This is a genomic window from Aeromonas sp. QDB25 (assembly GCF_027707725.1).
Lineage (GTDB): Bacteria > Pseudomonadota > Gammaproteobacteria > Enterobacterales > Aeromonadaceae > Aeromonas > Aeromonas caviae.
In genome coordinates this window covers 1-12,424 of the sequence record NZ_JAPCIZ010000094.1, presented here as the reverse complement: position 1 = coordinate 12,424, position 12,424 = coordinate 1, and the positions used below count along the sequence as shown (strand labels likewise).

The 12,424-nt window shown below is 54.7% G+C and carries 12 protein-coding genes and 1 pseudogene; 10 read left to right on the top strand and 3 right to left on the bottom strand.

The features are described 5' to 3' along the window. Positions 1 to 243 precede the first annotated feature (243 nt). From PG883_RS20655 to PG883_RS20625, 6 genes are all read left to right on the top strand, one after another. Positions 244 to 1,542, top strand: coding sequence for a nucleotide-binding domain-containing protein (locus tag PG883_RS20655; RefSeq protein ID WP_134695573.1), 1,299 nt, complete (start codon positions 244 to 246; stop codon positions 1,540 to 1,542). A 7-nt stretch (positions 1,543 to 1,549) separates the two neighbouring features. Continuing rightward, positions 1,550 to 2,176 carry an SLATT domain-containing protein gene (locus tag PG883_RS20650; protein WP_134695572.1) on the top strand — a complete coding sequence of 209 codons (627 nt, stop codon included), beginning with the start codon at positions 1,550 to 1,552 and terminating at the stop codon, positions 2,174 to 2,176. A 3-nt stretch (positions 2,177 to 2,179) separates the two neighbouring features. Continuing rightward, a complete protein-coding gene (locus PG883_RS20645) occupies positions 2,180 to 3,184 on the top strand; it encodes a virulence RhuM family protein (RefSeq protein WP_134695571.1) in 1,005 nt (334 codons plus the stop codon). Continuing rightward, complete coding sequence (locus tag PG883_RS20640; RefSeq protein ID WP_134695570.1) at positions 3,181 to 6,483, top strand: type I restriction endonuclease subunit R; 3,303 nt, start codon at positions 3,181 to 3,183, stop codon at positions 6,481 to 6,483. Before PG883_RS20645 ends, PG883_RS20640 begins: the two co-directional genes overlap by 4 nt. A gap of 5 nt (positions 6,484 to 6,488) precedes the next feature. Next, entirely contained in the window at positions 6,489 to 7,241 is a 753-nt protein-coding gene (locus tag PG883_RS20635; RefSeq protein WP_134695569.1) for a M48 family metallopeptidase, read from the top strand. Positions 7,242 to 7,741: 500 nt separating this feature from the next. Then, a complete protein-coding gene (locus PG883_RS20625; RefSeq protein ID WP_134695568.1) occupies positions 7,742 to 8,065 on the top strand; it encodes a hypothetical protein in 324 nt (107 codons plus the stop codon). Here the strand turns inward: PG883_RS20625 and PG883_RS20620 are convergent. After that, entirely contained in the window at positions 8,050 to 8,823 is a 774-nt protein-coding gene (locus PG883_RS20620) for a recombinase family protein (RefSeq protein ID WP_425331400.1), read from the bottom strand. The two genes, PG883_RS20625 and PG883_RS20620, sit on opposite strands and share 16 nt — an antisense overlap. A gap of 227 nt (positions 8,824 to 9,050) precedes the next feature. Between PG883_RS20620 and PG883_RS20610 the strand changes: the two genes are divergently transcribed. Further along, positions 9,051 to 9,311: an EamA family transporter gene (locus PG883_RS20610; RefSeq protein WP_425330936.1), complete on the top strand. Its 261-nt coding sequence runs from the start codon at positions 9,051 to 9,053 to the stop codon at positions 9,309 to 9,311. A gap of 31 nt (positions 9,312 to 9,342) precedes the next feature. On the opposite strand, the gene tet(A) is transcribed toward PG883_RS20610, so the two are convergent. Further along, a complete protein-coding gene (tet(A), locus tag PG883_RS20605) occupies positions 9,343 to 10,542 on the bottom strand; it encodes a tetracycline efflux MFS transporter Tet(A) (protein ID WP_001973670.1) in 1,200 nt (399 codons plus the stop codon). Between the two features lie 105 nt (positions 10,543 to 10,647). Between tet(A) and tetR(A) the strand changes: the two genes are divergently transcribed. The 3 genes and pseudogenes from tetR(A) to PG883_RS20585 all read left to right on the top strand — a co-directional run bounded on the left by tetR(A) (position 10,648) and on the right by PG883_RS20585 (position 12,273). Next, positions 10,648 to 11,298 carry a tetracycline resistance transcriptional repressor TetR(A) gene (gene tetR(A) / locus PG883_RS20600; protein ID WP_000164043.1) on the top strand — a complete coding sequence of 217 codons (651 nt, stop codon included), beginning with the start codon at positions 10,648 to 10,650 and terminating at the stop codon, positions 11,296 to 11,298. A gap of 442 nt (positions 11,299 to 11,740) precedes the next feature. Beyond that, positions 11,741 to 11,926, top strand: a pseudogene (locus tag PG883_RS20590) (TolC family protein); the annotation flags it as partial. Between the two features lie 35 nt (positions 11,927 to 11,961). After that, positions 11,962 to 12,273, top strand: coding sequence for a hypothetical protein (locus PG883_RS20585; protein WP_052150402.1), 312 nt, complete (start codon positions 11,962 to 11,964; stop codon positions 12,271 to 12,273). Here PG883_RS20585 and PG883_RS23975 read toward each other — a convergent pair. Next, positions 12,211 to 12,360 (bottom strand): type II toxin-antitoxin system RelE/ParE family toxin, encoded by a 150-nt coding sequence (locus PG883_RS23975; RefSeq protein ID WP_442866376.1) that lies wholly within the window; start codon positions 12,358 to 12,360, stop codon positions 12,211 to 12,213. The genes PG883_RS20585 and PG883_RS23975 overlap by 63 nt on opposite strands. Between the last annotated feature and the right edge of the window lie 64 nt (positions 12,361 to 12,424).

The window sequence follows — 12,424 nt, the reverse complement described above, 5'->3', positions numbered from 1 at the left end:
AACCTTAGACCGCGCAAATGTTTGGATTTCAGGCAACCGCAGATCGTGTTTGATGAACTACGACAGGTTGCTTGATTTGGCGGGTGTTGCACTTCGGAGTTGAATTCGCGCCACCGCAGATGAGGAAATTACTGCTCTAAAACAGAAGCTCAATGCCTTAAAGCAGGAGAAAAAAGCCCTGATGCAGCAGCTATTGACAGGTAAGCGTCGGGTTCAAATTAACTAAATAGACAAGGAGTGTTTATGTCCGTATCGGAGATGTTTAAAGAGTTTCTCGACAATATCAAGGTTCAGAAATCTGACCAGTTCAAGCAACGCTACGAACAGATTACCAAGGCTTTGAATCTGAAATTCAGAGGGACGGACTCAACCACTGCGAACTCTTTGCAGGTTGGCTCATATGGCAGATACACCGGCATCAAAGGTATATCGGATCTCGATATGGTCTACATCATGCCATCATCAAAATGGGATGATTACAAAGACCATAAGCAGTCCAAGCTTCTAACCGACGTAAAGGAAGCTATTAAGTCTCGATATCCCTCTACTGACGTAAAAGTAGATGGGCTGGTTGTTTCTGTGAAATATCAGAGTTTTCACGTAGAAGTTCAGCCGGTATTCGATCGATATAACTCCGACGGGTCAGGTTACTTTGAATTTCCTCATACCGGAAATGGTGGTAGCTGGAAAAAGACCAAGCCCCGTCAGGAAATGAAAGCCGTCAAAGAGTTAAACGACGAGAAAAATAAAAACCTTCGCCTGCTGTGCAAGATGGCCAGAGCCTGGAAGAACAAGAGCGGAGCCGCCATGGGAGGTTTGCTCATCGATACCCTGGCCTACAACTTCATGAAATCCACGACTGATTATGATGACAAAAGCTACTTGTATTTTGACTGGTTAAGCAGAGATTTCTTTAAATTCCTTGCTGACCAAGATAAAAAAGATCACTACCAGGCTCCCGGCAGTAATCAGGACGTAAAAGTCAAAAAAGACTTCCGAAAAAAAGCCGAAGAAGCCTATGACCTGTGTGTTGAAGCAATAAATGCTGAAGGTACGGCCAAGGCAAATGAAAAATGGCGTGAAGTTTACGGAAGCAATTTCCCTAAAGCCGAAGCAGTCAAGGAAGCTGTAGCAAAAGCCTTGGCAACCTGGAGAGATACAGAGGAGTTCATCGAAGATCAATATCCCATTGATGTTCGCTACAACATGCGTCTGGATTGCGACGTTTCACAAAATGGCTTTAGAGAACACACCCTGTATCAGATGCTTTCTCAACGCATCCCCTTGTTAGCAAATAAAAGGCTTTTATTTAGAGTTGAGGATATAGAAGTTCCGCCACCATTCACTATAAAATGGAAGGTGTTGAACAGAGGTCTGGAAGCACAAAAAAAAGACCAAATCAGAGGGCAAATAGTGACTGATGAAGGGCACATGAGAAGGAATGAGCAAACCTCATTTAAAGGCGAGCATTTTGTTGAGTGTTACGCGATTAAAAATGATGTTGTGGTAGCTCGTGCATCCATTGATGTTCCTATTCAGTGAGGCCTATATGACAAAGTATGACTTGCTTCGAAGCATTGCCCAGAAAGGCTATGACGTAGGGTTTGGTGCCAAGAAGCATTTTGCTTCATATGACATCATTGAAAAAGCGCCGGGACTGATCAGCTTTCTATCAATGGCCTTTGGCATCATTTCTTTGGCGGTAGAAAACTCACCGACCAAATTGATCTCTTCCGGATTTGTTGTGCTAGGGGTGATTGGACTTTATGTCAGCATATGTGACCACGAAAAGGCAAAGTATGCGCAATGCGGCGTTTCTTTAACGAAGATTCTTAACGAATTGAAGGCTTTGTACTTGAATGTGAAAGCTATGGATGAGCAGGCAGATTTTTCTGATTTTGAAGCAAAACTATCAGAGCTGGAAAGTAAATATTACGCCTCCTGCATGAGCAAACAAATTCTCTTGAGCAACTGGTACGCACACTACAAGTTCTTTTGGGAACACCAGATAGACTGGATTGATGAGCAACTGAAGTTCGGACTTTTTAGAGACAAAGTCCCTCTATCGTTGTGGTTTTTGTTGCTCTGTACCCTGAGTGCTCTCGGATACTTTTGGTTCCAGCATGATGTCGTTGAGTTGTTCTGCTCTGCAATGAATAAAGCAGCAGAGGAGTAACCAGTGGATAACGACCTGATCCTCTACACAACCGACGATGGCCAATCCCAGTTAGTGCTGCGTGAACTGGGGGGGCAGGTATGGCTAACCCAACTGGAAATGGCGGAGTTGTACCAAACCAGCAAGCAGAATATCAGCAAGCACGTGAAGGCCATTTTGTCAGACAGGGAGCTGGCTGAAGGGGCAGTTGTCAACTCCAAGTTGACTACTGCGGCGGATGGCAAAGAGTACCTGACTCAGCTTTACGCACTGCCGATGATCATCGCTGTGGGCTATCGGGTACGCTCGACTCGTGGCACGCAATTTCGCCAGTGGGCAACACGTACCTTGGGCGAATACCTGACCAAGGGGTTCGCCATGGATGACGACCGCCTTAAAGACCCTAAATGGGACTACTTTGATGAACTGCTGGAACGCATCCGCGACATACGCTCGTCGGAGAAGCGTTTCTATCAGAAGGTTCGCGACCTATTGGCGTTATCTGAAGACTACCGGGCAAACGAAAAAGAGACGGGATTATTGTTTGCCGAGGTTCAAAACAAGCTGTTCTATGCCGTGACCGGCCACACCGCCGCGGAGCTGGTTGTCGAACGTGCAGCCCCCTCCAAGCCCAACATGAACCTCACCAGTTTTGCTGGCAATAAGGTGCGCAAAGCCGATGTGGTGGTCGCGAAAAATTACCTGCACGCAGACGAATTGGAGAGCCTCAATCGCTTGGTCAGCATGTTCTTCGAGTTCGCCGAGTTCAGGGCGAAAAACAAAGCCCATCTTCGCCTGCAAGATTGGCGTGAGTATGTCGATAAGTTTATGGATTTTAATGAGCAGCCACTGCTCAACAGCGCCGGGCGCATCAGTCGAAAACAGATGGAACAAATTGCCCACAAACATTACGAGGCTTTCCATTTGCAGCGCAGCAGGCAGGAGGCTCTGGCGGAAGACAAAAAAGAACTCAAGGAATTGGAAAGATTAGAGCAACGCCTGAACCAGAAAAGGAAGCAGACAAAGTGACCCAACCCGCCCCCAAATTTCAGGAAGAATACAGTGCCAAGTTACCGGCGCTGACGTTGTTAACCAACCTGGGGTGGTCCTTCCTCTCTCCTGAACAGGCGTTGGCCGCCCGGGGTGGCAAGGCCGATGAGGTGGTTTTACGCCAGGTGCTACGCAGTGAACTCCAGAAGCGCACCTTTACTTTTGCTGGCAAAAGCTACCCCCTGTCTGAAAAGGCCATTGATAACCTGATTGCCGAGGTGTGCAGCCCGGCCCTTAATGAGGGCCTGCTCACGGCTAATGAGCGCCTGTACAACCACCTGTTGTATGGCATCAGCGTGACCGAGTTTGTGGAGGGTAAAAAGGTCAATCCGACGGTTGCGCTGATTGACTGGCAAAACCCGGCCAATAACAGCTTTGTGTTTACCGAAGAGTTTACCGTTACCCGCTCTGGCGGCGTGGAAAGCCGCAGGCCCGACATAGTGTGCTTTGTAAACGGTATTCCGCTGGTGGTGATTGAGGCCAAACGCCCCGATGGCAATGCCAAAAAAGGCCCCACCATTGACGAAGGCATTTCCCAAAGCCTGCGTAACCAGCGCCATGACGAAATTCCGCTGCTGTTCGCCTATAGCCAGCTGCTGCTGTCTATTAACGGCAATGATGGCCGCTATGGCACCTGTGGCACGCCCGCTAAGTTTTGGGCCGCCTGGCGTGAAGAGGACATCAGTGATGCCCAGATGCACACCACCAAGAACAAAGCGCTTAACGACGCACAGTTGGCAAACCTCTTCAGCCATCGCCCGGCAAAAGACCTGGACTGGTACCAAAGCCTTGTCGCGGGGGGCGAGTTGGCGGTGACCGGGCAAGATCAACTGCTGATCAGCCTGTTAAGCCCTGCCCGACTATTGGAGATGACCCGTTACTTTACCTTGTTCGATAAAAAGGCCGGCAAAATCGTTGCCCGTTATCAGCAGGTGTTCGGCATCAAGCGACTGATTGAGCGCATCAATACTCGCAGCAGCACCGGCGGCCGTGAAGGCGGCGTGATCTGGCATACCACAGGGTCGGGCAAGTCATTCACCATGGTGTTTTTAAGTAAGGCGCTGATCCTGCACGACAGCCTGAAACAATGCCGCATTGTGGTGGTGACCGACCGGGTAGATTTGGAAGACCAGCTCAGCAAAACCTTTGCCTCTGGTGGTGAACTGGCCGGTAAGAAGGACAAAGCCGCCGCCATGGCCACCTCTGGCAAACGCCTGGCCGAACAGATCGGCAAAGGCACTGAGCGGATTGTCTTCTCGCTGATCCAAAAATTTAATACCGCCACCAAACTGCCGGAGTGCGTAAACAACAGCGCGGATGTGATTGTGCTGATTGATGAAGGCCACCGCAGCCAAGGCGGTGAAAACCACATCCGCATGAAGCAGGCGCTGCCCAATGCTGCTTTCGTCGCTTTTACCGGCACCCCGCTGCTAAAAGACGACAAGACCACCAATAAATTTGGCCCCATTGTCCACGCCTATACCATGCAACGCGCCGTGGAAGATAAGACCGTAACGCCACTGCTGTACGAAGAGCGCATTCCCGACTTGGACGTGAATGAACGCGCCATCGACAGCTGGTTTGAACGCATCACCGAGGGGCTTTCAGACGAACAAAAGGCCGACCTGAAGCGCAAGTTTGCCAAAAAAGGCCAAGTGTATAGCGCCGATGACCGTATCCGCCTGATTGCCCTGGATATCGCCAACCACTTCGTTAAAAACATCGACGACGGTCTAAAAGGCCAACTGGCCTGCGACAGCAAGCTGTCGGCCATCAAATACAAAAAGTACCTGGATGAGGCAGGCTTGTTTGAATCTGCCGTGGTAATGAGCCCCCCGGACAGCCGTGAAGGCAATACCGCCATAGATGAAGCCGCCACGCCGGAAGTGACCCAGTGGTGGAAAGACAACGTTGGCAGCCAGGACGAACAGGCTTACACCAAACATCTGATTGAGCGCTTCGACAAAGATGACTCTCTGAAGATCCTTATCGTGGTCGATAAGCTGCTCACCGGCTTCGATGAGCCGAAAAACGCTGTGCTGTACATCGACAAACCGCTGAAAGAGCACAACCTGATCCAGGCGATTGCGCGGGTAAATCGCCTGCATCCGAAGAAGCAGTTTGGCCTGCTCATCGACTATCGCGGCATTCTGGCGGAATTGGATACCACCATCGCCAAGTATCAGGATCTGGCCTCCCGTACCCAGGGCGGTTACGACATCAATGATATTGCTGGCCTCTACAACCAGATGAGTACCGAGTACAAGCGCCTGCCGCAGCTCTATAAGCAGCTCTGGGCCATATTCGATGGCGTCAAAAACAAGAACGATATCGAACAGTTGCGCCAGGTGCTGGTTCCAAAGATTGAAGAGCAAAAGCCTTTAGCGCCGGGAGAGAGCGGAGAGCTGGTTGACGTGCATCTAAAGGTGCGTGAAGACTTCTACGAAGCCCTAACGGCCTTCGCCAGTTGTCTGAAAGTCGCCCTGCAATCGGCCACCTTCTTTGAAGATAAAAGCTTTAGCGATGCCGACCGCCGCCACTACAAAGAAACGGTGAAGCAGTTCTCCAGCCTACGCCAACTGGTGCAGCAAGATGCTGGCGAAAGAATCGACTACGACGAATACGCCGATCAGGTGAAAAAGCTGCTGGATAAGCATGTGGTGGGTGTACAGGTCAAAGAGCCCGACGGCGTGTATGAAGTGGGCAAGATGGGCCAATCGACGCAGCCACAAGACTGGAGCGAAGATAAAACCCGCAACGAAACCGACATCATCAAGACCCGCGTAACCCGCATGATTGAGCAGGAGCTACGGGATGACCCTTACGCTCAGGAAGCCTTCTCAGCCTTGTTGCGTCAAGCCATTGAGGAAGCCGAAAAGCTGTTCGACCACCCACTGAAACAGTACATGCTGTTCCGTGAGTTTGAAGAGCAAGTACAAGACAGGCGCCTGGGGGATATTCCCGATGTGTTTGCCGGCAATCGCCACGCCCAGGCCTACTTCGGTGTATTCAAGAAAGTGCTGCCAGCCGCCTTGGCGGTGATGGACCAACAAGTGCAGGACAAATGGGTCAAGGTCGCCTTTGAAATCGACCAGGCGGTAGAAACGTCCGTTGCCGAGCACTCCATCAACCCGCAAAACATCGAAGCCGACATCCGTAAGAAGTTACTGCCGCGAATGTTCCAAGAATGCAAAGCCATTGGCGGCGGCATGGACCAGGCCAAGAACATTGTTGAGATGATTGTGCAGATCACCCGTGTGGGTTTGAGCGGACTGTAAGTTAGATGAATGTGCCGATAAAACCTCATAACCAGACCATGCACTTTCGCTACGGCGACGAGCAGATCACCGTTGAGCGAGTAAAGCGCCTGCAAGCCACGGGCAGGGTACTGATCAAGGTGCATCCGGATTGCCGGGTGATCGCATCTGCTCCCGAAGATGCCGACAACGAAGCCGTTCTATCCGCTGTAAAAAAACGGGGCCGGTGGATATATGAGCAGCTGCGTGACTTTCGCAAGCAGCTGGAGTTCACCACTGCGCGCCAGTACATCAGTGGCGAGAGCCACTACTACTTGGGTAAACAATACCTGCTGAAAGTGATAGAGGCCCCCGAACAGCTTCAAAGCGTAAAGCTGCTGCGCGGTAAGCTGGAGGTTTCTGTGCGAACAAAGTCCGCCCACAAGGTTAAAGCCCTGCTGGCTGACTGGTACAAAGCCCGCGCCAGAGAACTATTCGCCAAGCGCCTCGATGCCATGCTGGAGCAGGCACTATGGGTAGATGAACGTCCGCTACTGCGCATACTGACCATGCAAACCCAATGGGGAAGTTGTTCCCCCAATGGCCGTATCACCCTGAACCCCCACCTGGTTAAGGCGCCGAGGGAGTGCATTGATTACGTCATTCTCCATGAGCTTTGCCACATCGCCGAGCACAACCATAGCGATCGCTTCTACCGGCTGATGGGACAAGTGATGCCGGGGTGGGAGAAGACGAAAGCCAGGCTGGATGGGATGGCACATCAGCTGCTCACCGTGTGAAAGAGCAAACCATTATTCCAGATAGATAGGAATCATCGCGCCTGCTTTCCACCCCGCAGCTTGGAGTGGCCAAGGTAGCGGGTTTCAATAGGGAAGCCCGCCCCTAACATTCCAGATAGATAGGAAAGCCCTTATCAAGATTCCAGGGGCACGTTCTGAACCGACTTTCCACTATCTGGAATATCCGCACCAAGATTCCAGATAGATAGTTATGTGGAGGGGAACTGGACAGGGATTGGCCGGGGATGAGGGCGCTGATTCCACTGGTCAATAAGCCACTGGATTCCATAGTTCCAACTTTGTCACGAACGAACAAACTCAACATTTTCAATAAGTTGTTTGAACACCAACGCCTTCGGTGCCATGCTGAAATTATGTTCATTGGTGGAGCGTTTTGATGGATGCGTTCAGTTGGGGGATGGTGGGCTTGCTGGCCTTCTTCACCCTGGTATTTGTGTGGAGCCTGTATAGCTACAAGGCCCACGCACAAGAGCGGCACCATGAAACCGATCGCTGATATCGGCCTGATGGCGGTTGTGGTACTGGGCTTGATGGCACTGGGTAACACGCTATTCGCTTGGCTGCTGATCTGCCTGCCTCTGGTGTATTGGTGCTGGCCAATACTGGCATGGGCTACCAGGCGGCCCATCACGGCCAGGCTGCTGCTACTGGCCCTTGCCGCCCTCACCTGCTGGCATTGGCCCGCCGGGCTGTTCACAGCGCTGAGCATCTCGCTTATCTGGTCGGTGAAAACCCTCAAGGCAAGCCCTCGCCCACAGCGCAAGGGTGGGCCGGTCATCAAAAAGTACTACTTCTGGAACTGACTGCGCGCTTCCTTGGCCACACTGGCGATAAGGTGCCGAGAGCAGCCAAGCATCTCCTGAATTGCTGAATAGCTGTGTCCTGTCACCAACAGCCTGGCGATGTGTTGACGCTTCTTCTCATCCTTCTGCCTACCACGGTATTTGCCCTCCTCTTTGGCTTTGGCAATGCCTTGCCGCTGCCGGCGCCGCCTGTCGTCGTAGTCCTTGCGGGCCACGGCGGCCAGCATATCCAACAGCATTCCGTTGACGGCCTGCAAGATGGCGCTGGTGAAATCGGAGCCGCTGTCACCCTGTAATGCCACCCAGGAGGTTGGCAGCTCGGGGGAAACGATGGCCAGTTGCTTCTGCGCCAAGCGCGCCTTCAACGTCTGCCAGTCGCCCTGGGTTAAACGGGCAAGGCGGTCAATCTGTTCCACCAGAACAATGTCTCGGGGCCCAGCATCGCGGATAAGCCGCATCAGCTCGGGCCGGGCCAGCGTAGCCCCGGATTCGTTCTCAACATAAAAAGAGGCGATCTGGTGGCCATGCTCCCGGGCAAAGGTCACCAACTGCTCCTTGGCGCGCTCAGCGTCTTGATCGGCAGTGGAGGCTCGCAGATAAGCGCGAATGAACATCGACGTCACCCTTAAGTCTGTTTTAAATAGTTCCTCAACTTTAGTGCATTTGTCATTTTCAGAAGACGACTGCACCAGTTGATTGGGCGTAATGGCTGTTGTGCAGCCAGCTCCTGACAGTTCAATATCAGAAGTGATCTGCACCAATCTCGACTATGCTCAATACTCGTGTGCACCAAAGCGAGGTGAGCGGGGTTCTAGGGATTTTCCGTCCAAATGCGACATTCAGACTGCTAAGTGATTGATTTATTGTGACTGGCTATGTGAAGCGCCAAAAAAGTAATACCCCTCTGGAGGCCGCGGACGGCGTGGCCTCCAGAGCACTTTGTCGTTTTTGGACGGAAAATCCCTAGAACCCCAATGTTCTCGGCCTGGCGTGGCTCGGCCTGATCGGAGCGGGTTTAACCTACTTCCTTTGGTTCCGGGGGATCTCGCGACTCGAACCTACAGTTGTTTCCTTACTGGGCTTTCTCAGCCCGGGGACCGCCGTGTTGCTAGGATGGTTGTTCTTGGATCAGACGCTGAGTGCGCTTCAAATCATCGGCGTCCTGCTCGTGATCGGGAGTATCTGGCTGGGCCAACGTTCCAACCGCACTCCTAGGGCGCGTATAGCTTGCCGGAAGTCGCCTTGACCCGCATGGCATAGGCCTATCGTTTCCACGATCAGCGATCGGCTCGTTGCCCTGCGCCGCTCCAAAGCCCGCGACGCAGCGCCGGCAGGCAGAGCAAGTAGAGGGCAGCGCCTGCAATCCATGCCCACCCGTTCCACGTTGTTATAGAAGCCGCATAGATCGCCGTGAAGAGGAGGGGTCCGACGATCGAGGTCAGGCTGGTGAGCGCCGCCAGTGAGCCTTGCAGCTGCCCCTGACGTTCCTCATCCACCTGCCTGGACAACATTGTTTGCAGCGCCGGCATTCCGATGCCACCCGAAGCAAGCAGGACCATGATCGGGAACGCCATCCATCCCCGTGTCGCGAAGGCAAGCAGGATGTAGCCTGTGCCGTCGGCAATCATTCCGAGCATGAGTGCCCGCCTTTCGCCGAGCCGGGCGGCTACAGGGCCGGTGATCATTGCCTGGGCGAGTGAATGCAGAATGCCAAATGCGGCAAGCGAAATGCCGATCGTGGTCGCGTCCCAGTGAAAGCGATCCTCGCCGAAAATGACCCAAAGCGCGGCCGGCACCTGTCCGACAAGTTGCATGATGAAGAAGACCGCCATCAGGGCGGCGACGACGGTCATGCCCCGGGCCCACCGGAACGAAGCGAGCGGGTTGAGAGCCTCCCGGCGTAACGGCCGGCGTTCGCCTTTGTGCGACTCCGGCAAAAGGAAACAGCCCGTCAGGAAATTGAGGCCGTTCAAGGCTGCCGCGGCGAAGAACGGAGCGTGGGGGGAGAAACCGCCCATCAGCCCACCGAGCACAGGTCCCGCGACCATCCCGAACCCGAAACAGGCGCTCATGAAGCCGAAGTGCCGCGCGCGCTCATCGCCATCAGTGATATCGGCAATATAAGCGCCGGCTACCGCCCCAGTCGCCCCGGTGATGCCGGCCACGATCCGCCCGATATAGAGAACCCAAAGGAAAGGCGCTGTCGCCATGATGGCGTAGTCGACAGTGGCGCCGGCCAGCGAGACGAGCAAGATTGGCCGCCGCCCGAAACGATCCGACAGCGCGCCCAGCACAGGTGCGCAGGCAAATTGCACCAACGCATACAGCGCCAGCAGAATGCCATAGTGGGCGGTGACGTCGTTCGAGTGAACCAGATCGCGCAGGAGGCCCGGCAGCACCGGCATAATCAGGCCGATGCCGACAGCGTCGAGCGCGACAGTGCTCAGAATTACGATCAGGGGTCTGTTGGGTTTCACGTCTGGCCTCCGGACCAGCCTCCGCTGGTCCGATTGAACGCGCGGATTCTTTATCACTGATAAGTTGGTGGACATATTATGTTTATCAGTGATAAAGTGTCAAGCATGACAAAGTTGCAGCCGAATACAGTGATCCGTGCCGCCCTGGACCTGTTGAACGAGGTCGGCGTAGACGGTCTGACGACACGCAAACTGGCGGAACGGTTGGGGGTTCAGCAGCCGGCGCTTTACTGGCACTTCAGGAACAAGCGGGCGCTGCTCGACGCACTGGCCGAAGCCATGCTGGCGGAGAATCATACGCATTCGGTGCCGAGAGCCGACGACGACTGGCGCTCATTTCTGATCGGGAATGCCCGCAGCTTCAGGCAGGCGCTGCTCGCCTACCGCGATGGCGCGCGCATCCATGCCGGCACGCGACCGGGCGCACCGCAGATGGAAACGGCCGACGCGCAGCTTCGCTTCCTCTGCGAGGCGGGTTTTTCGGCCGGGGACGCCGTCAATGCGCTGATGACAATCAGCTACTTCACTGTTGGGGCCGTGCTTGAGGAGCAGGCCGGCGACAGCGATGCCGGCGAGCGCGGCGGCACCGTTGAACAGGCTCCGCTCTCGCCGCTGTTGCGGGCCGCGATAGACGCCTTCGACGAAGCCGGTCCGGACGCAGCGTTCGAGCAGGGACTCGCGGTGATTGTCGATGGATTGGCGAAAAGGAGGCTCGTTGTCAGGAACGTTGAAGGACCGAGAAAGGGTGACGATTGATCAGGACCGCTGCCGGAGCGCAACCCACTCACTACAGCAGAGCCATGTAGACAACATCCCCTCCCCCTTTCCACCGCGTCAGACGCCCGTAGCAGCCCGCTACGGGCTTTTTCATGCCCTGCCCTAGCGTCCAAGCCTCACGGCCGCGCTCGGCCTCTCTGGCGGCCTTCTGGCGCTCCTGCTGCGGCGTCCGCTCGTGGGCCGTGGCGCGGGTCCGCGCGCCGGCCTCGTGCGCCTGGCGCTCGCGGGCGAGGTCCAGGGCGGCCGTCTATGGGGTTCTAGGGATTTTCCGTCCAAATGCGACATTCAGACTGCTAAGTGATTGATTTATTGTGACTGGCTATGTGAAGCGCCAAAAAAGTAATACCCCTCTGGAGGCCGCGGACGGCGTGGCCTCCAGAGCACTTTGTCGTTTTTGGACGGAAAATCCCTAGAACCCCGGGAAGGCGTCGACAGCTATCTGGCCGTACTGGACGCGCAACGCCTGCTGTTCAGCTCGCAGCAGCAGCTGGTATTGAATCAGCTGGCGCAGCTCAATAGCGAGATCGATCTGTACCGGGCATTGGGCGGCGGCTGGCACACGGCGTCAGTGGCGCCAGCTGCCGCCAGCGCCGATCCCGAAGCATGAAGTGTTGTCATCTGTTTTTCATGAGGAAACAAATCATGTTGTTGAGATCCTTGCCGGCCGGCGCACTGGCTGCGGCCTTGCTTGCCACGCCCGCCGTTGGTGCAGAATTGTCTGCCGCGGTGGGCGCCACGGGCCAGGGCGGCGCCACGTTGCGCATCGGTGCGTCAAAGCCCTGGGAAGCGCGCTGGTTCGACAGCGGCACGGGGCACCTTTCCGGTTACTGGGACGCGGGCTACACCTATTGGGTGGGCGGCAAAGAGGCTTCCGGAGCCCATTACGCCTCCCTAAATAAACCCGGCTTCGCGCTGGTGACGCAGAGCCAAGATCACTACGGTTTCGCCCTCTAGGCGGTAACGCGCCAGATAACCACTGTCCCCAAAGGGGATGACCCACTCGCGGAACACCTCCGGGAGCCCTTCAATAGGACGCCCCATCGCGGGTTGTTGCCCGAGCTGGGCCAGCGCCGAACGGATGGTTTGGGCTGCTCGCTGTGCAACA